The sequence below is a fragment of the Enterobacter cloacae complex sp. 2021EL-01169 genome (assembly GCF_020733125.1).
GTDB lineage: Bacteria > Pseudomonadota > Gammaproteobacteria > Enterobacterales > Enterobacteriaceae > Enterobacter > Enterobacter roggenkampii.
The window spans coordinates 172,198-190,752 of sequence record NZ_JAJFTC010000007.1 but is presented as its reverse complement, the minus strand read 5'-3'; the positions used below and the strand labels follow the sequence as shown (position 1 = coordinate 190,752).

Sequence of the window (18,555 nt, the reverse complement as noted above, 5' to 3'; positions counted from 1 at the left end):
GGTATGTTGTCAAAACAGGTCCCGCTCGGCATCTATGAAAAGGCACTCCCCGCGGGGGAGTGCTGGCTGGAGCGGTTACAGCTGGCGAAGCAGCTGGGCTTCGATTTTGTCGAAATGTCGGTGGATGAGACGGACGAGCGTCTTGCTCGCCTCGACTGGAGCCGCGAACAGCGCCTGGCACTGGTAAGCGCCATCGCGGAAACGGGCGTGCGCGTGCCGTCCATGTGCCTGAGCGCTCATCGTCGTTTTCCGCTCGGCAGCGAAGATGATGCCGTGCGCGCGCAGGGGCTGGAGATCATGCGTAAAGCCATCCGCTTTGCGCAGGACGAGGGTATCCGCGTGATCCAGCTGGCGGGTTATGACGTTTACTATCAGGAAGCTAACGATGAAACGCGCCGTCGTTTCCGTGATGGTCTGAAAGAGAGCGTTGAGATGGCCAGCCGTGCGCAGGTCACGCTGGCAATGGAGATCATGGATTACCCGCTGATGAACTCCATCAGTAAGGCGCTGGGCTACGCGCACTATCTGAACAACCCGTGGTTCCAGCTTTATCCCGATATCGGCAACCTGTCGGCATGGGATAACGACGTGCAGATGGAGCTGCAGGCAGGCATAGGGCATATCGTGGCGGTGCACGTCAAAGATACCCGTCCTGGCGTGTTTAAAAACGTACCGTTCGGCACCGGGGTGGTGGATTTCGAACGGTGCTTCGAGACGCTCAAGCAGACAGGCTATTGCGGGCCTTACCTGATTGAGATGTGGAGCGAAACGTCGGACAACCCTGCTGCGGAAGTAGCAAAGGCGCGGGACTGGGTGCGCGAGCGTATGGCGCGCGCGGGATTACTGGAGGCTGAACATGCTTAAGCTTAAACAGCAGGTCTTTGAAGCCAACATGGATCTGCCCCGCTATGGCCTGGTCACCTTCACCTGGGGTAACGTCAGCGCTATCGATCGCGAGCAGGGGCTGATCGTGATTAAGCCGAGCGGTGTGGCGTATGACACCATGAACGCTGACGATATGGTGGTGGTCGATCTTGAAGGAAACGTCGTTGACGGTAAATGGCGTCCTTCTTCGGACACGGCGACCCATCTGGCGCTGTATCGGCGTTATCCGTCCCTTGGCGGTGTGGTGCATACTCACTCCACGCACGCGACCGCCTGGGCACAGGCGGGGCTGGCGATTCCGGCGCTGGGCACGACACATGCGGACTACTTCTTTGGCGACATCCCCTGCACGCGCGCATTAACGCAGGATGAAGTGGAAGGAGAGTACGAGCTCAACACCGGAAAGGTGATTATCGACACGCTGGGAGAATGCGAGCCGCTGCATACGCCGGGGATTGTGGTGTATCAGCACGGCCCGTTCGCCTGGGGAAAAGATGCCCACGACGCCGTCCATAATGCGGTCGTCATGGAGGAAGTGGCACGTATGGCGTGGATTGCCCGCGGCATTAACCCACAGCTTCAGGGCATTGATGATTACCTGATGAACAAGCATTTCATGCGCAAGCATGGCCCGAATGCCTATTACGGGCAGAAGTGAATAAGTGCTCTGGAATACCGAAAAACAGTTGTAACCGGTGGTATTCCGGAGCCATTCACAAAAAAAAGCCCCCGGGCAGGGGGCAACGTCAACTATGGCTATGTTCTCGTTGTTGGCTTTCCTGGTGCTAGCGTTAAGGCGTTATCGGTAAATATCTGCACTGGCGTGCATATTGCCGTTGCTGCCGGGCTCACGGATTAACATCACGTGGTAATAGGTTGCGCCCTGGGCGTCGGTCTCTTCATTTAGTGCCTGATCTGCTTCGCTTTCGGTGGCGAAATTATGATTAATATAGATTACGCCTAAGCTGTGCACATCATCCATGTTTCTGGCCTGTCGGCTGTCTATCTTGATGGCTGCCATCGCGTTTGCACTGAGCAAAAGCGCCGCCATTATGGCTAATGCGATTTTTTTCATAATATGCGCTCCACGACTGCGTGCTGTGAGAGGGGGGGGATGCTCCTTCTTCTGTTTCGGTTATCTCTGATTAAAGTGTAATCACTCATCCGGCGGGGATGCGTGACCATTTCTGATGCAGTTGTTCAAAAAAACACCGCTTACGGATGTGAGTAATTTTAAATCACCCACTTAGACCCGCTTCGCGCTTTGTGCGAATTATTTGTGCAATCAGCTTGAGTTTCCAGGGGCGCGCAAGTATTATGACGCGTCAATTTTTCAGCCGACCTTTAACACGTTCCTTGCCTCCCCGGGCCTCGGCTGACCCAGACAGGAGGCTGAATAATCCGTAAGGAGCAATTCGATGCGTCATTACGAAATCGTTTTTATGGTCCATCCTGACCAGAGCGAACAGGTTCCGGGTATGATCGAGCGCTACACTGGTGCAATCACTGCAGCAGCGGGCACGATCCACCGTCTGGAAGACTGGGGCCGCCGTCAGCTGGCTTATCCGATCAACAAACTGCACAAAGCACACTACGTTCTGATGAACGTTGAAGCGCCGCAGGAAGTGATCGATGAGCTGGAAACTAACTTCCGCTTCAACGATGCCGTTATCCGCAGCATGGTTATGCGTACCAAAAACGCAGTGACCGAAGCATCTCCGATGGTTAAAGCGAAAGACGAGCGCCGTGAGCGTCGCGATGATTTCGCAAACGAAACCGCAGATGATTCTGATGCTGGGGATTCTGAAGAGTAATTTCTGATGACCAACCGTCTGGCGTTGTCCGGCATCGTATGCAGGGCTCCCCTTCGAAAGGTCAGTCCATCAGGAATTCCGCATTGCCAGTTCGTGCTTGAGCATCGTTCTGTGCAAGAGGAAGCCGGGTTTCACCGGCAGGCGTGGTGCCAAATGCCCGTTATTATTAGCGGACACGAAAACCAGGCCATTACTCACAGTTTAACGGTCGGTAGTGCAGTAATCGTTCAGGGGTTCATCTCTTGCCACAAGGCAAAGAACGGTCTGAGCAAAATGGTTCTGCATGCCGAGCAGATTGATTTGATAGATTCTGGAGACTAGCCATATGGCACGTTATTTCCGTCGTCGCAAGTTCTGCCGTTTCACCGCGGAAGGCGTTCAAGAGATCGACTATAAAGATATCGCAACGCTGAAAAACTACATCACCGAAAGCGGTAAGATTGTCCCAAGCCGTATCACCGGTACTCGTGCAAAATATCAGCGTCAGCTGGCTCGCGCTATCAAACGCGCTCGCTACCTGTCCCTGCTGCCGTACACTGATCGTCATCAGTAATCGGGCACGGTCCATTAATACGACTTTAAGAGGATAAGGTAATGCAAGTTATTCTGCTTGATAAAGTAGCAAACCTGGGCAGCCTGGGTGATCAGGTAAACGTTAAAGCGGGTTACGCTCGTAACTTCCTGGTTCCACAGGGTAAAGCTGTTCCAGCTACCAAGAAAAACGTAGAGTTTTTCGAAGCACGTCGCGCTGAACTGGAAGCCAAACTGGCTGACGTTCTGGCGGCTGCTAACGCTCGCGCTGAAGCAATCAACGCACTGGGCACCGTTACCATCGCGTCCAAAGCTGGCGACGAAGGTAAACTGTTCGGTTCCATCGGTACCCGCGATATCGCTGATGCAGTTTCTGCAGCAGGCGTTAAAGTGGCTAAGAGCGAAGTTCGTCTGCCGAACGGCGTTCTGCGTACCACTGGTGAGCACGAAGTTGACTTCCAGGTTCACAGCGAAGTGTTCGCTAAACTGGTTGTTAACGTTGTAGCTGAGTAATTTTTTACTCTGCTCACGTTGAAACGCCGGCCTTGTGCCGGCGTTTTGCTTTTTACAGAACCCTGCCCTTAACGTACCCTGATAAAGCTGCCGTCTGTCTGGCGGGTAAACAGCACCTGTTGTCCATTTCCGGTATCAATCGTTAACCCTGTCACCACCCCGCTGGCATTCTGGCGAATTTGCACCATCTGGCCATTCTGCAGGTTACTGAGCGGTTTACCCGCGCCTTCCACCTTCGCCATGGCATACACGTCTGTCGGCGGCAGGTTGTGGTCACGGAACAGCTGCGCCAGCGTTTTCCCCGGCTCTACGCGATAGGAACGCCACTGTTGCTCAATGCCGGTGGGCTGTTGGGTTTGAGGCTGAGACGGGGCGGCGGCCTGTTCCTGTGGCTGTTCGTCCTGAATCGGCTCTGGCTCAACCGGCGCGACCTGACCCGGATCGTTAGACGGGGTAACGAGCTGCGTCTGCATCGGCTGTGCGTCAGGCTGCGGTCGTGTTTGCGACTGAAGGTCCAGCTGAGCATTGCGGGTGACGGGGGCAGTATCAACATCATCGCCACCGGAAGGAAGCAGGAAGCCCACAATCACCATCAGCGCACCAATGATGATCCCTCTGCGGTGCAGAGGAGGCAGCGGATCCATGATGCGAAAATTGTCCGGCGCCTGCCAGATTTTCGCCAGGGTAGGTTTCAGTTCAAATCGCCCGGGCATGGCACTCCTCCTGCTCCGCGTATTTTTTATCCTGTGCCCCGAAGTATAGTTTGCTAACTGCCTGAACGGCGTAGTAAACCCGACATCCGTGACATCAGTTCGGGATTAATCCTGGTTCTCTCTATTGTTTCTGTTTCGTCGCGGTTTGTCACCTTAACTTCAGACAAAGTTTTACCCATAAGGGCATGGCTGATATGCTGCCCGCTACTTTAAATGTGATGGAAGGAAAACCCATGACCACCCCGACTTTTGACACTATCGAAGCGCAGGCAAGTTACGGTATCGGCTTGCAGGTAGGACAGCAGTTGAGCGAATCCGGCCTGGAAGGTCTGTTACCTGAAGCGCTGGTGGCGGGTATCGCTGACGCGCTGGAAGGTAAACAGCCTGCCGTTCCGGTTGACGTTGTGCACCGTGCGCTGCGTGAAATCCACGAGCGTGCTGACGCCGTGCGTCGCGCGCGCTTTGAAGAGATGGCCGCCGAAGGTGTGAAATATCTGGAAGAGAACCGTGAGCGTGAAGGCGTGAACAGCACCGAGTCTGGTCTGCAGTTCCGCGTGATCAATCAGGGCGATGGCGCAATCCCGGCGCGTACCGACCACGTTCGCGTACACTACACCGGTAAGCTGATCGACGGTACCGTCTTCGACAGCTCCGTCGCGCGCGGCGAACCGGCTGAGTTCCCGGTGAATGGCGTTATCGCGGGCTGGATCGAAGCGCTGACCCTGATGCCAGTCGGTTCCAAATGGGAACTGACTATCCCGCACAACCTGGCTTACGGCGAGCGCGGCGCTGGCGCGTCCATCCCGCCATTCAGCACTCTGGTCTTTGAAGTCGAGCTGCTGGAAATTCTGTAATCGACTTTTCTTATTTCCTCTCCCCGGTTGGGGAGGGGAAAATAGCGTGAAAACCTATAGTTAAGTCGGAATCAATATTTTATCTTGCAAACGAAACTGTGGCGTGTATTTTTGTGAGCTGTTTCGCGCTGCATGAGTGATATGACACTCACTTTCAACATATTATTAACATAATATCTAAATCATAGTATTCATCCCGCCGATTCTTACCTAATATCGATTAGCCCTAACAAGGGAACGTCATTTTTTTGACGTATTTAAAGGCCAGAAGAGCCTTAACAACACAGACAGGCATAAACAGGAAAATATCACATGGTAGATCAGGTCAAAGTCGTCGCCGACGAAGAGGCGTCGTCTGAACAGTCGCTACGGCGCAATCTCACAAACCGTCATATTCAGCTCATTGCTATTGGGGGTGCCATCGGTACCGGGCTGTTTATGGGGTCAGGCAAAACCATCAGTCTCGCCGGACCGTCAATCATATTCGTTTATATGATTATCGGTTTTATGCTGTTCTTCGTGATGCGTGCAATGGGTGAACTGCTGCTCTCGAACCTCGAATACAAATCCTTCAGCGACTTCGCTTCAGACCTGCTCGGGCCATGGGCGGGCTATTTCACCGGCTGGACCTACTGGTTCTGCTGGGTCGTGACCGGTATGGCGGACGTCGTGGCGATAACCGCCTATGCGCAGTTCTGGTTCCCCGGGCTGTCGGACTGGGTGGCCTCGCTGGCGGTTATTGTTCTGCTGCTGAGCCTGAACCTCGCCACCGTTAAAATGTTCGGTGAGATGGAGTTCTGGTTCGCGATGATCAAAATCGTGGCCATCGTTGGGCTCATCGTGGTGGGCCTGGTGATGGTGCTCACCCACTTCCAGTCACCAACCGGCGTTCAGGCGTCGTTTACCCATCTGTGGAATGATGGAGGCTGGTTCCCGAAAGGTATCAGCGGCTTCTTTGCCGGCTTCCAGATTGCGGTGTTCGCGTTTGTAGGGATTGAGCTTGTCGGAACGACCGCTGCGGAAACCAAAGATCCGGAGAAGTCTCTCCCGCGCGCCATCAACTCCATTCCGGTGCGTATCATCATGTTCTACGTCTTCGCGCTGATCATCATTATGTCCGTGACGCCGTGGAGCTCGGTGGTGCCAAGCAAGAGCCCGTTCGTTGAGCTGTTCGTGCTGGTGGGGCTGCCTGCGGCGGCGAGCCTGATTAACTTCGTGGTGCTGACCTCAGCGGCGTCTTCCGCGAACAGCGGCGTGTTCTCAACCAGCCGTATGCTGTTTGGTCTGGCGCAGGAAGGCGTGGCGCCGAGCGCGTTCGCCAAGCTGTCTAAGCGTGCGGTACCTGCGAAAGGGCTGACCTTCTCCTGCATGTGCCTGCTGGGCGGCGTGGTGATGCTCTACGTAAACCCAAGCGTAATTGGCGCGTTCACCATGATTACCACGGTCTCAGCGATCCTGTTTATGTTCGTCTGGACCATCATCCTCTGTTCCTATCTGGTGTACCGCAAACAGCGCCCACACCTGCATGAAAAATCGATCTACAAGATGCCGCTGGGCAAGCTGATGTGCTGGGTGTGCATGGCGTTCTTCGTCTTCGTGCTGGTTCTGCTGACGCTGGAAGATGATACCCGTCAGGCGCTGATCGTCACGCCGCTGTGGTTTATCGCGCTGGGGCTGGGCTGGATGTTTATCGGTAAGAAACGGATGGCTGGCATGCGTTAAGCATGTTGCCGGGTGGCGCTGACGCTTACCCGGCCTACGTTCGAGGACGTTGCAGGCCCGGTAAGCGCTAGCGCCACCGGGCTTTTTTATTCCCCCGCTAGTGCCCGCGGGAACAGAACGTTGTTCTCAAGGCTGATGTGTTCCATCAGGTCGTCAATCATCTCGTTAATGCCGTTGTACATCGCTTTCCACGTTGTGCACGCTTCTGGCGGCGGCGTGACGTTGTGGGTGGTGTGTTTGATCACTTCCAGCAGTTCGCCCGCGTCATCATGCTCGCTTTCCATCACGCTGATGGGCCCCATTGCCTGGCTTCCCATTCCCTGTTTAATCATCGGGAAGAGGATCTGCTCTTCTTTCATCATGTGGCTGGAAAGCTCTTCGTGCAGCAGGGTCAGGTATTTCGCCAGACCGCGCGGTACGGAAGGTTTGTCGGCATGAACGCGCTCGACTTTGGTCGCCTGCAGGATCAGCTCAGGCAGCTGTTCACGGTGACGGTCATGGTAACGCACGATGATATGGTCGATGATTTCCGCGAGCGGAGCGGTTCGCCAGTCTTTGTCGACGGGCTGCTCGGCCAGCTTCGCCAGCTCGGCTTCAATCACCTCAACGTTCAGCTCTTTGCGTAAGGCCGCCCGTGCCAGGGTTTGCTTACCGCCGCAGCAGTAGTCCATATCGTATTTGCGAAACAGCGCAGAAGCGCGAGGAATGGAGAGCGCCAGCTCGCCCAGGGGTTGGTCGCGAAAGGCCATAGCAGTTACCTCATCATCAATAATATAAAGTGCATATTAAATGCATCTTTTAAGCGACGCTATAACCCTTTAGAGGAACGGGTAAAAGTGAGATGCAGATCACAAAAAAAATATCCGATTTAACTCTCTGAATGGGTTCAGGAAAGTGGTTTCGAAACTTTTTAAAGGTGGAGAAACAGTAAACAACCCGCTGCACCTGCCGATATATCCACGTCAGACAAACCTGCATATAACAAAGGCAACGCATGTTTAAACGTATAAAAGTCATTACCCTTCTGATTTCGGTGCTGCTTGTGCTCGGCATCATGCAAGTGATTTCCGCCGGTATCTTTATCAACGCCCTGAATAACGATAAAGACAACTTTACCGTGTCGCAGCTCTCCAGCAAGAACGTGGCGGAGTTTACCGATGCGTGGATCAGTCTGAACCAGGCGCGCGTCACCCTGAACCGCGGAATGCTGCGCCTGCAAAGCAGCATGGCCTCGCAAATTAACGGCGGTCAGCTGAATGAGCTGGTGACCACGGCGAAAAATCTGCTGACTGAAGCCCAGGTTCATTACGATAAATACTATGCCTTGCCGAATACGCCAGGCCTGGATGAGAACCTGACCAACCAACTCGAGGAGCAGTACCGCATTTACTCTGCAACGCTGACGCAAATGAATGTTCTGCTGAGCCAGGGCAATCTGGAAGATATGTTCAAGCAGAATGCCGAACAAAAACAGAATGCGATGCAGACGGTTTATCGTGAATGGCGTGAAGCGCAGGCCGCGCTCACGGATAAAGGCATTCAGGATAACGAAAGTGATTACAAGCGCATCCTGTGGATCCTCTCTGCGGTCATGCTGCTAGTGATCGTGGTGATTATCTCCAGCTGGATTGCGATGCGCCGCGTGCTGCTGCTGCCGCTGGAAGAGGTGATCAACCATATTCGCGCCATTGCGGCAGGCGATCTCACCCAGCCGATTCAGGCAGACGGAAAAAATGAAATGGCCATCCTGGCGCGCAACGTGCAGGAGATGCAAACTTCGCTGGCGAACACCGTGGGCGTGGTGCGCGAAGGCGCAGATACGATTTACACCGGTGCAGGCGAAATCTCCGCAGGCAGTAACGATCTCTCTTCCCGTACCGAGCAGCAGGCCGCGTCTCTGGAAGAGACGGCAGCCAGCATGGAACAGCTGACGGCAACCGTGAAGCAGAACGCCGATAACGCGCGTCAGGCTTCCCGTCTGGCGCTGGATGCCTCCTCAACGGCGAAGAAGGGCGGTCACGTGGTGGAAGGCGTCGTGCGGACAATGGATGAAATCGCCACCAGTTCCAGCAAAATAGCGCAAATTACCAACGTGATCGACGGCATTGCCTTCCAGACGAATATTCTGGCGCTGAACGCGGCGGTGGAAGCGGCCCGTGCAGGCGAGCAGGGCCGTGGCTTTGCGGTGGTGGCAGGGGAAGTGCGTACCCTTGCCCAGCGCAGCGCTCAGGCGGCGAAAGAGATCAAAGCGCTGATCGATGACTCCGGCGAACGCGTGAACGCGGGCTCGCAGCTGGTTAACGAAGCCGGGGCCACGATGGCAGAGATCGTCAATGCGGTCACCCGCGTCACCGATATCATGGGCGAAATTGCCTCGGCCTCTGACGAGCAGAGCCGCGGTATCGACCAGGTGGGCCAGGCGGTAGCCGAGATGGACCGCGTGACCCAGCAGAACGCCTCGCTGGTGGAGGAGTCTGCGGCCGCAGCGGCGGCGCTGGAAGATCAGGCTGCGCGTCTGAACGAAGCGGTGGCGGTGTTCAAAATCACCCGCAACCAGGCGGTCAAAGCGGCGCCGGTGAAAACCTATGTGCCAAAAGCGCAGCCTGTCGCGGCGGCGTCTGAAGCAAACTGGGAAACGTTTTAACATCATGCCGGGTGGCGCTGGCGCTTACCCGGCCTACGAAACGGCTCCTTGTAGGCCGGGTAAGGCGGAGCCGCCACCCGGCAAAAATTACATCTCTGACGCCGGAACAACCCTCGGTTTTTCCGGCTTCGCTCTCACCGCCATCACTACCCCCACAACCAACAGCACGATCCCGCAGGCCGTGAACAACGGCGGCACGCTCTGGCGCATCAGAAAGGTATAAAGCAGTCCGGCCAGGGTTTCGAAGACAATCAGCGGCCCTAAGATCACCGTCGGCAGCTTCTGGCTGGCAATGTTCCAGCACAGCGCGCCCACCCATGAACACAGCACCGCGATCGCCACCATCAGGCCGATAAACACCCAGGGTCTTGGCCCGAAGGGCTGGACGAAGTCCGGCTGCTGATGGCCCAGCCAGAGGCATGCGCCGAAATATCCCACGACGGATACGGGCAGCGTGACCAGCGCCTGCGCCGTCGCCCACATCATCGGGTGCTTGTCCGGGTTCTCACGCAGCCAGCGCGCATTGCGCAGGGCATACCATGCCCAGCACGCTACGGAAATGAACGCCAGCAGAATGCCAGAACCGTACCGCCACAGGTCAACATCGCCCTGCTCATGGCGCAGCTCGGCAATATTAACGCATATCAGCCCCAGGGCGGTGCAGACCAGCGCCGGGGCCATTTTTGACCACGCCAGTTTGCCATCGCGCTGGCTGTAGAGCAGGTTAGCAAAGACGGGGATGACGACCGGCAGCGTGCCGATAATCATGGTCGATACCGGCGCACCGGTACGCTGAATGGCACTCGCGAGGCAAACGTAATAGATAAGATTGCCCATCATGGTCAGCGCCAGCGCGGTCCCCCAGTCCTGACGGCTGAGCTGGCGCAAGCGCGCGCGTCCCAGCCACGCCAGGGGCAGGGCAATCAGCCCCAGCGCCAGATAACGTCCGGTCGACTGTAATATTGCCGGATACTCGGGCACGATCAGCGGGCCGACAAAAATCAGTCCCCACATCATCCCGGCCAGCAGGGCATACAACACTCCACTAATCATTTTTCCATCCACAGGTATTTACGCTGTAGTCAGTGTAGGAGGGGCGAATGCGCGCGTATTGTATGAGATTGCGCATTAGCGCCGTGTAACCTGCTTCTGGTAGCGCACGGGCGTAATGCCGTAGCGGTGGGTAAACGCGCGGGTCAGATGTGACTGATCGGTCAGCCCGGTTGCGGCGGCAACCTCTGCGGCGGGCATGCCGTGGGTGAGAAACGCTTTGGCGCGCCAGAGTCGAATGGCCATCAGCATCTGATGCGGCGTCACGTGAAAATGGGCTTTGAACTGGCGCTGGAAATGATACGGGCTGAGCGAGACGACGCTGGCCAGCTCGTCCAGCGTCAGAGCGCGCATATAGTTGTCGTGCAGGTACTCGCGTACCCGTTCGAAGCGGTGCGCGCCTTCCTGGACCCGTGGCGCGTGGTGGGCAAACGGCTGGAAGGTCTCAATCAGATCCAGCAGTAATCCTTTTTGCGCAAGCGGATCGTCAGTGTGCCACAAGCCGTAAATAAGCCTGCCGATTTGCTGTGAGCGCAACGGGTCATGACGGGTCACGTCGCTGAACCACCAGTGCCGGAGGCCGGTCACCTCTTCCAGCAGGTCGGGTTCGATATAGACCATCCGGTAGCGCCAGCCGCCCTCGGTGGCGGATTCGCCGGTGTGGATCTCGTCCGGGTTCATGGTAACGACGGATTTCTCCGCCGCGAGATGCTGGCTGCCGCGATAGCGAAAGCGTTCGGCACCGGTTTCAATCGTGCCGATGCCGAAGGCTTCATGGGTGTGAGGCTCAAAGGCGTAGTCAGAAATGTGCGCGTGATACAGCTCCAGGCCCGGCAGCTGCGCCAGATGGCGAAAGCGCGCGCTGTCTCTTTCATCATTAAACTGTTCCGGTACGCCTTGCACGGTGAGCCTCCTCGTGGGTCATCTTTTCATTATCAAAGATGACCCGAGGGGATGCCACAAAAAATAACCATCCCGTAACAATTACAGAATGGCTTTAATGCTCTCCGCCAGCGTAGTGGTTGGGCGCCCGATCAGTTTGCTCAGCGTATGGCTGTCGTCAAAGAGCCCGCCTTTGGAGGCCCCGATATCGGAGTCCGCCAGCATATCGGCCAGACCGGCAGGCAAGCCGACGCTCTTCAGCGCGGCAGCAAAATCCGCTTCGCTGAGATTCTGGTAGGTGACCGGCTTTCCGCTCTGTTTGCTGAGTTCAGCCGCCAGTTCGCTCAGCGTCCAGCCTTGGTCGCCCGCCAGTTCATACACCTTGCCCGCATGGCCCTCTTCAGCAATCACTTTCGCTGCCGCCGCGGCATAGTCTGCGCGGGTGGCAGAGGCAATTTTGCCTTCGCCTGCCGCACCAATAAACACGCCGTGTTCCAGCGCAGGCGGCGCGCTCGCCAGATAGTTTTCGGTATACCAGCCGTTGCGCAGCAGGGCATAAGGAATGCCGGACGCCGCCAGCGCTTTTTCAGTGGCAACGTGTTCAACGTGCAGACCGAGCGGCGAGGTATCCGCATGCAGCAGGCTGGTGTAGGCGATAAATTTCACCCCTGCCGCTTTGGCGGCGTTAATCACGTTCTGGTGCTGGGTCGCGCGCTGGCCGACTTCGCTGGACGAGATCAGCAGCAGCTTATCCACGCCGTTCAGCGCGGCGGTGAATGCGGCTTCATCCGTGTAGTCCGCCTGACGCACCACAATTCCCTGCTGGCTTAAGGCTTCAGCTTTTGCCGGGTTACGTACGATAGCCACAATCTGGTTAGCCGGTACGGTGTTCAACAGCTGTTCGATAACGAGATGGCCAAGCTGGCCGGTGGCGCCGGTAATCGCGATCATGATGAATCTCCTTCGTGTTTGTCTGGTGTTGTGGCACACTAGCACCATAGCTAACTTTTAGTTAGTACGTACAAAAAGGTAAGTATGAAAACAACGATACCGACGCTCAGCGAACAATTGCGCGATGGCAATCTCTTCGCGGAACAGTGCCCTTCACGAGAGGTGCTCAAACACGTTACCAGCCGCTGGGGGGTACTGATTCTGCTGGCGCTGCGCCAGGGAACGCATCGCTTTAGCGATCTGCGCCGTAAAATGGGCGGGGTGAGCGAAAAGATGCTGTCCCAGTCGCTTCAGGCGCTGGAGCAGGACGGGTTTGTCGATCGCGTATCGTACCCGGTTGTGCCGCCGCACGTAGAGTATAGCCTGACCCCGATGGGGATCGAGGTCAGCGAGAAAGTCGCCGCGCTGGCGGACTGGATTGAGGTGAATACGCCGAAGGTGATGGCGAATCGGGACGATCGCGCGGCGTAAAAGCCGGGTGGCGGCTTCGCCTTACCCGGCCTACCCATAATCTTCCATCCCGTAGGCCGGGTAAGCGAAGCGCCACCCGGCTTTTACGCCGCTACTTACTTAAATCCAGGTGATAAATCGCGAACCCAATATCATCCGTCGCCACCTGTTTCATCGGATACTGCGCCTTCTCCTTAATAAACGCGGCTGCCTTCTCGGAAGGTGACGTTTCAAAGCGGATATCCAGCGGCGTATCGCTGTGGATCGGCGCCAGACGCCAGTTGTTATCCACCGCCGGATGAATTTCGCCGGCCTTTTTCGACTCGGCGCTGATCCACGCCGCCAGCACAGAGCGGTTCTCGTCCGGCGAGGCAAAGGCGATGTGTCCATCTCCCGTACCGGCAAACTTACCGCCGTAGGCACGGTAGTTATTGGTCACCACCAGGAAAGTGGCATTCGGGTCGATCGCCTTGCCGTTGAAGGTCAGGTTTTTAATGCGCTCCGCCTGCGGGTTGATCGCCTGACACTCGCCGTCATATTTCGCCGGCTGGGTGACGTCAATCTGGTAGTTCACGCCGTCGATCACGTCGAAGTTGTAGGTGCGGAAGCCGTCCCAGTTAATCAGCGACTGCGGCTTGCTGCTGTGTGGGTCAATCTGGTTAAACTGTCCGGCAGAACACTCCAGCCACTCTTTTACCTCTTTCCCGGTGGCTTTAACCACCACCAGCGTATTCGGGTAGAGATAGAGATCGGCGGCATTACGGAAGGTGAGCTGGCCCTTTTCGACCTCCACATAGCTTGCCGGGTCATTCTTACGTCCGCCCACTTTGAATGGCGCTGCGGCGGAGAGTACCGGCAGTTTCGCCAGATCCGGATCGCCCTGCACAAAATGTTCGGCATAGGCTTTCTGCGCCATGTTGACGACCTGAACGGTCGGATCGTCCTGCACCAGCGCCAGGAAGCTGTACATGTTGTCGGCGGATTTGCCGATCGGCTTGCTGACGAATTCGCGCGTGGCGTCGTGATCGTGCTTCAGCACGTCGACCAGTTTTTTATCTTCCGCCGCCAGCGATTTTTTCGCCGCAGCGTCGTAAATTGGGCGCGCTTCGGCTTTTGACTGCGTGACCTTCCAGCGGCCGCCGTCGTTATTCAGCACCAGATCCACCACGCCAAGATGGTCGCCCCACATGCCCGGCATCACCGACGGCACGCCGTTAAGCGTCCCTTTCTCTATATCGGCCCCTTTGATGCTGGCAAAGTCTTTGCCCGGGAAGACCGCGTGGGCGTGGCCGAACAGGATCGCATCGACGCCCGGGACCTCACTCAGGTAGTAAACGGAGTTTTCTGCCATGGCCTGGTACGGATCGGCGGAGAGGCCCGAGTGGGCGACAACGACCACCAGATCGGCGCCTTTTTCGCGCATTTCCGGCACGTATTTACGCGCGGTTTCGGTGATGTCGTTAACGGTCACCTTACCATCGAGGTTGGCCTTATCCCACGTCATGATCTGCGGCGGGACAAAACCGATATAGCCGATTTTCAGCGTCTGTTTTTTCCCGTCCTGATCGACAACCTCAGTCTCTTTAATCAGGTAAGGCGTAAAAAGCGGCTTTTGGGTCTTAACGTCGATGATATTGGCGTTAACGTACGGGAATTTTGCGCCTGCCAGGGCATCATGCAGGTATGTCAGACCGTAGTTGAATTCATGGTTGCCGAGGTTACCGACGGTATAGTCCAGGGTGTTCATCGCTTTATAAACAGGATGGATCTCGCCTTTTTTCAGCCCCCTGGTCGCCATGTAGTCCCCGAGCGGACTGCCCTGAATCAGATCGCCGTTATCGACCAGCACGCTATTTTTCACTTCGCCGCGCGCCGCATTGATCAAACTTGCCGTGCGTACCAGTCCGAATTTTTCCGTCGGGGTATCTTTGTAGTAATCGAAATCCATCATGTTGCTGTGCAGATCGGTCGTTTCAAGAATACGTAAATCGACCGTCGCTGCCTGCACGCTCGCCGCAATCAGCGTCGCCAGGAGCGTTGCGCTAAACTTAATCATCAGAAGAGTCCTTTTTTCGATCCAGGCCACAAAAGAGTATGTATCTATAACGTGTTGCTTACATAAATGTGAATCCTGACAGAAAAAAGCAACCTGAAACCGGAATTGCTTCACAGATAGCGGAATTGTTCACATTACGATATAACTAAAACAAAGAGTTAACCTCACTGCGTTAACAAAGAGGTGGAAAATGCTAGATAAAATTTGTCAGCTCGCACGGGATGCGGGGGATGCCATCATGCAGGTGTATGACGGTAGTAAACCCATGGAGGTTGTCAGCAAAGCGGACGACTCTCCGGTCACGGCGGCAGATATCGCGGCGCATAAGGTGATCCTGAAAGGGTTACAGGCCTTAACGCCGGACATCCCCGTCCTGTCAGAAGAAGCGCCGCAAAGCTGGGAAGAGCGCCAGCACTGGCAGCGCTACTGGCTGGTGGACCCCCTGGACGGGACAAAAGAGTTCATCAAGCGCAACGGTGAATTCACCGTCAATATCGCCCTGATTGAGAAGGGTAAAGCGGTGCTGGGCGTGGTCTACGCGCCGGTCATGAAGGTGATGTACAGCGCTGCAGAAGGGAAGGCGTGGAAAGAAGAGTGCGGCGTGCGCAAGCAGATCCAGGTGCGCGACGCGCGTCCGCCGCTGGTGGTGATTAGCCGCTCGCACAGCGACAGCGAGCTGCAGGAGTATCTGCAGCAGCTGGGTGAACACCAGACCACCTCGATTGGCTCATCGCTGAAATTCTGCCTGGTGGCGGAAGGACAGGCGCAGCTCTATCCCCGCTTTGGGCCGACGAACGTCTGGGACACCGCCGCCGGGCACGCCGTTGCCGCGGCCGCCGGGGCGCACGTTCATGACTGGCAGGGCAAGCCGCTGGACTACACCCCGCGCGAATCCTTCCTCAACCCCGGCTTCCGCGTCTCTCTTTATTGAGCCAGCAGCTTATGCAGCAGGTCGACAACCTGCTGCACCTCTTCCTGGGTCAGCGCCCCGTCTTTCACCCACTGTACGCGGCCGTTCTTATCCAGCACGACAATCGCAGAGCTCTCTTCCTCAAGCTGCCAGGCCTTACGGGTGACGCCGTTGCTGTCGACGATAAACTGCGACCACGGATAGAGCTTTTTATTGCTCTCAAGGCTTGAACGCACAAACATCCCGGAGCCCGGAATGGCGTCATCGGTATTCACGATCGTGGTGGTCTGGTAACGATCGTGTGGGAATTTTGCCGCCTTGATCGCCTCCACCAGGTTGGCATTTTTCTCTTTTGCAGATGTACGACCGGCAATATGTTGTACAACTCTCACTTTGCCCGCGAGCTGCGCGCTATTCCAGGCTTTGTAGCTAAACTTATCATTGTCGAGAATCAATTCTCCCCGGTCAGCAATGCCGACTGGCGGTACACGTTGTCCTTTTTCAATGTTGTGAGCACTCGCCCACAGGGGCAGCAGCAGGCAGGCTGCTGCAAGGATAGTACGTAGGGTCATGGCGTTTCCTTATTGTTTGCAGGTGATCCGACCACTTGGTCATGCACTTTTAATGATAAGTGCGATCAATGTGGTTTTCCCGCAATCCCGATGCCAGTTTGCGGGCGAACGCACATATCCATGAAAAAACGACGGCTTATACTGCTCTCTATCACGCTTTGCAAAGATTATTCTGAATAATTGTAATCAAACGGTAAATAAACTTATGCACACTGGGTAACACCGTAGTTCTGGTCTATAGTCATTGGGCATCAAAATTTGCGCTCAGGACAGTCGGGCCGATTGTGGCACCGCAAGAGCGTATGATTCGCAGGAGATACAAGAATGAAAATTTTCCAACGCTACAACCCGCTTCAGGTGGCGAAGTACGTGAAGATCCTGTTCCGTGGACGGTTGTATATCAAGGATGTTGGCGCTTTTGAGTTTGATAAGGGCAAAATCCTTGTCCCAAAAGTGAAGGACAAACAGCACCTGTCTGTGATGTCCGAAGTCAACCGTCAGGTTATGCGTCTGCAAACTGAGATGGCTTAACCAACGTGCTATGCAGTAAGTAGTTAGAAAAACGGCTCCCGATGGGAGCCGTTGATGTTTGTGGGGGCAGGAACGTTACGCCGACACTTTCTCTTCCGCGTCCGGCAGCTTCGGCACCAGCACGGTCGGTTTGTTGTCGATGCGCGTCACCAGCAGCTGGTCGATGCGGTAGTTATCAATATCCACCACTTCAAACTTGTAGCCGGAGAACTTCACCGAGTCGGTACGTTTCGGGATCTTACGCAGCATAAACATCATAAAGCCGCCGATGGTCTCGTAGTTTCCGGACTGCGGGAACTCGTCGATATCCAGCACGCGCATCACGTCTTCAATTGGCGTGCCGCCATCAATCAGCCATGAATTATCGTCACGCTGAACAATCTGCTCTTCCAGCCCCTGGCCTACCAGGTCGCCCATCAGCGTGGTCATGACGTCGTTCAGGGTGATGATCCCCACCACCAGCGCGTATTCGTTCATGATCACCGCGAAGTCTTCCCCGGCGGTTTTGAAGCTTTCCAGCGCTTCGGAGAGCGTCAGGGTGTCCGGCACAATCAGGGTATTGCGGATTTGCACGCCGCTGTTCAGCGCCAGGCTCTGGTTCGCCAGCACGCGGTTCAGCAGGTCTTTGGAGTCGACGTAACCGATGATGTGGTCAATATCTTCATTACAGACCAGGAACTTGGAGTGCGGATGCTGCGCCACTTTGTTCTTCAGGCTCTGCTCATCTTCATGTAAATCGAACCAGATAATGCTTTCACGGCCCGTCATGGAAGAGGGCACGGTACGGGATTCCAGTTCGAATACGTTCTCAATCAGCTCGTGTTCCTGCTTACGCAGTACCCCGGCCAGGGCACCGGCTTCCACGACCGCATAAATGTCGTCAGAGGTGATGTCATCTTTACGCACCATCGGCAGCTTAAAGATGCGGAAAATGACGTTTGCCAGGCCGTTGAAGAACCACACCAGCGGGCGGAACACAAACAGGCAGAAGCGCATCGGGTTGATGATACGCAAAGCCACGGCTTCTGGCGCAATCATACCGATGCGTTTCGGGGTCAGGTCGGCGAAGAGGATGAACAGCCCGGTCACCAGCGAGAAGGAGAGGATAAAGCTCAGCTGTTCGGCCAGTTCGGCGGACATGTACTGCGCAAAGAGGCTATAAAACGCCGGGGAAAACGCCGCATCGCCCACGATACCGCCCAGGATAGCCACCGCGTTCAGACCAATTTGCACCACGGTAAAGAAGGTACCGGGGTTTTCCTGCATTTTGAGAATGCGTGAGGCGTTGATGTTGCCCTCGTCGGCGAGCAGCTTCAGTTTGATTTTACGGGACGCGGCCAGTGAGATCTCGGATATCGAGAAAAATGCACTGACGGCAATCAGACAAAGTATTACTAAAATACTGTTTAACATAGTTTATCCGGCTTCTCGCCAGATCCTCAGAAGGGGAGTTGATACCATTTGTGTGGAAACACAT

General features: G+C 55.7%; 21 protein-coding genes. 12 read left to right on the top strand and 9 right to left on the bottom strand.

Going from position 1 to position 18,555, the window contains the following annotated elements:
* The first annotated feature begins 3 nt into the window (after positions 1–3).
* Positions 4–864, top strand: coding sequence for an L-ribulose-5-phosphate 3-epimerase (locus LLF79_RS17720; RefSeq protein ID WP_227880056.1), 861 nt, complete (start codon positions 4–6; stop codon positions 862–864).
* The gene (locus LLF79_RS17715; RefSeq protein ID WP_045335503.1) at positions 857–1,543 is read left to right on the top strand and encodes an L-ribulose-5-phosphate 4-epimerase; all 687 of its coding nucleotides are present in this window, start codon (positions 857–859) and stop codon (positions 1,541–1,543) included. Before LLF79_RS17720 ends, LLF79_RS17715 begins: the two co-directional genes overlap by 8 nt.
* Before the next feature lie 141 nt (positions 1,544–1,684).
* Here LLF79_RS17715 and yjfY read toward each other — a convergent pair whose 3' ends face one another.
* Positions 1,685–1,960, bottom strand: coding sequence for a DUF1471 family protein YjfY (gene yjfY / locus LLF79_RS17710; RefSeq protein WP_008502898.1), 276 nt, complete (start codon positions 1,958–1,960; stop codon positions 1,685–1,687).
* A 343-nt stretch (positions 1,961–2,303) separates the two neighbouring features.
* On the opposite strand from yjfY, the gene rpsF reads away from it, so the two are divergent.
* The 4 genes from rpsF to rplI are packed head-to-tail and all read left to right on the top strand — an operon-like array spanning position 2,304 to position 3,743.
* Positions 2,304–2,699, top strand: a complete 396-nt coding sequence (gene rpsF, locus LLF79_RS17705; RefSeq protein WP_008502896.1) for a 30S ribosomal protein S6 — start codon at positions 2,304–2,306, stop codon at positions 2,697–2,699.
* Positions 2,700–2,705: 6 nt separating this feature from the next.
* A complete protein-coding gene (gene priB, locus LLF79_RS17700; RefSeq protein WP_008502895.1) occupies positions 2,706–3,020 on the top strand; it encodes a primosomal replication protein N in 315 nt (104 codons plus the stop codon).
* 4 nt (positions 3,021–3,024) lie between these two features.
* Positions 3,025–3,252 (top strand): 30S ribosomal protein S18, encoded by a 228-nt coding sequence (gene rpsR, locus LLF79_RS17695; RefSeq protein ID WP_000135199.1) that lies wholly within the window; start codon positions 3,025–3,027, stop codon positions 3,250–3,252.
* 41 nt (positions 3,253–3,293) lie between these two features.
* Complete coding sequence (rplI, locus tag LLF79_RS17690) at positions 3,294–3,743, top strand: 50S ribosomal protein L9 (protein WP_008502894.1); 450 nt, start codon at positions 3,294–3,296, stop codon at positions 3,741–3,743.
* 68 nt (positions 3,744–3,811) lie between these two features.
* Here the strand turns inward: rplI and LLF79_RS17685 are convergent, their stop codons facing one another.
* Positions 3,812–4,456 carry an OapA family protein gene (locus LLF79_RS17685; protein WP_008502893.1) on the bottom strand — a complete coding sequence of 215 codons (645 nt, stop codon included), beginning with the start codon at positions 4,454–4,456 and terminating at the stop codon, positions 3,812–3,814.
* A 233-nt stretch (positions 4,457–4,689) separates the two neighbouring features.
* Here LLF79_RS17685 and fklB point away from each other — a divergent pair, with 233 nt between their 5' ends.
* Together fklB and cycA are read left to right on the top strand one after the other, a co-directional pair.
* Complete coding sequence (gene fklB, locus LLF79_RS17680; RefSeq protein WP_008502892.1) at positions 4,690–5,310, top strand: FKBP-type peptidyl-prolyl cis-trans isomerase; 621 nt, start codon at positions 4,690–4,692, stop codon at positions 5,308–5,310.
* A 312-nt stretch (positions 5,311–5,622) separates the two neighbouring features.
* Positions 5,623–7,032 carry a D-serine/D-alanine/glycine transporter gene (cycA, locus tag LLF79_RS17675; RefSeq protein ID WP_008502891.1) on the top strand — a complete coding sequence of 470 codons (1,410 nt, stop codon included), beginning with the start codon at positions 5,623–5,625 and terminating at the stop codon, positions 7,030–7,032.
* 86 nt (positions 7,033–7,118) lie between these two features.
* Here cycA and ytfE read toward each other — a convergent pair whose 3' ends face one another.
* Positions 7,119–7,781, bottom strand: coding sequence for an iron-sulfur cluster repair protein YtfE (ytfE, locus tag LLF79_RS17670; protein WP_008502890.1), 663 nt, complete (start codon positions 7,779–7,781; stop codon positions 7,119–7,121).
* A 245-nt stretch (positions 7,782–8,026) separates the two neighbouring features.
* On the opposite strand from ytfE, the gene LLF79_RS17665 reads away from it, so the two are divergent.
* Positions 8,027–9,676, top strand: coding sequence for a methyl-accepting chemotaxis protein (locus LLF79_RS17665; RefSeq protein WP_021240703.1), 1,650 nt, complete (start codon positions 8,027–8,029; stop codon positions 9,674–9,676).
* Positions 9,677–9,763: 87 nt separating this feature from the next.
* On the opposite strand, the gene LLF79_RS17660 is transcribed toward LLF79_RS17665, so the two are convergent.
* The 3 genes from LLF79_RS17660 to LLF79_RS17650 all read right to left on the bottom strand — a co-directional run bounded on the left by LLF79_RS17660 (position 9,764) and on the right by LLF79_RS17650 (position 12,559).
* Positions 9,764–10,729 carry a DMT family transporter gene (locus LLF79_RS17660; RefSeq protein ID WP_227880054.1) on the bottom strand — a complete coding sequence of 322 codons (966 nt, stop codon included), beginning with the start codon at positions 10,727–10,729 and terminating at the stop codon, positions 9,764–9,766.
* Between the two features lie 75 nt (positions 10,730–10,804).
* Positions 10,805–11,629 carry an AraC family transcriptional regulator gene (locus tag LLF79_RS17655; protein WP_008502887.1) on the bottom strand — a complete coding sequence of 275 codons (825 nt, stop codon included), beginning with the start codon at positions 11,627–11,629 and terminating at the stop codon, positions 10,805–10,807.
* An 81-nt stretch (positions 11,630–11,710) separates the two neighbouring features.
* Positions 11,711–12,559 (bottom strand): SDR family oxidoreductase, encoded by an 849-nt coding sequence (locus LLF79_RS17650; RefSeq protein WP_227880048.1) that lies wholly within the window; start codon positions 12,557–12,559, stop codon positions 11,711–11,713.
* An 84-nt stretch (positions 12,560–12,643) separates the two neighbouring features.
* Here LLF79_RS17650 and LLF79_RS17645 point away from each other — a divergent pair, with 84 nt between their 5' ends.
* The gene (locus tag LLF79_RS17645; protein WP_008502885.1) at positions 12,644–13,030 is read left to right on the top strand and encodes a helix-turn-helix domain-containing protein; all 387 of its coding nucleotides are present in this window, start codon (positions 12,644–12,646) and stop codon (positions 13,028–13,030) included.
* Between the two features lie 91 nt (positions 13,031–13,121).
* On the opposite strand, the gene LLF79_RS17640 is transcribed toward LLF79_RS17645, so the two are convergent.
* Positions 13,122–15,065: a bifunctional 2',3'-cyclic-nucleotide 2'-phosphodiesterase/3'-nucleotidase gene (locus LLF79_RS17640; protein ID WP_032655227.1), complete on the bottom strand. Its 1,944-nt coding sequence runs from the start codon at positions 15,063–15,065 to the stop codon at positions 13,122–13,124.
* Positions 15,066–15,255: 190 nt separating this feature from the next.
* On the opposite strand from LLF79_RS17640, the gene cysQ reads away from it, so the two are divergent.
* On the top strand, positions 15,256–15,996 hold the full coding sequence (gene cysQ, locus LLF79_RS17635) for a 3'(2'),5'-bisphosphate nucleotidase CysQ (protein ID WP_008501432.1): 741 nt from the start codon (positions 15,256–15,258) through the stop codon (positions 15,994–15,996).
* Here the strand turns inward: cysQ and LLF79_RS17630 are convergent.
* Entirely contained in the window at positions 15,990–16,547 is a 558-nt protein-coding gene (locus LLF79_RS17630) for a YtfJ family protein (protein WP_023326561.1), read from the bottom strand. The genes cysQ and LLF79_RS17630 overlap by 7 nt on opposite strands.
* A gap of 324 nt (positions 16,548–16,871) precedes the next feature.
* Here LLF79_RS17630 and LLF79_RS17625 point away from each other — a divergent pair, with 324 nt between their 5' ends.
* Positions 16,872–17,078, top strand: coding sequence for a DUF1107 domain-containing protein (locus tag LLF79_RS17625; RefSeq protein ID WP_008501430.1), 207 nt, complete (start codon positions 16,872–16,874; stop codon positions 17,076–17,078).
* A 75-nt stretch (positions 17,079–17,153) separates the two neighbouring features.
* Here LLF79_RS17625 and LLF79_RS17620 read toward each other — a convergent pair whose 3' ends face one another.
* Positions 17,154–18,491, bottom strand: a complete 1,338-nt coding sequence (locus LLF79_RS17620) for a hemolysin family protein (RefSeq protein WP_008501429.1) — start codon at positions 18,489–18,491, stop codon at positions 17,154–17,156.
* Between the last annotated feature and the right edge of the window lie 64 nt (positions 18,492–18,555).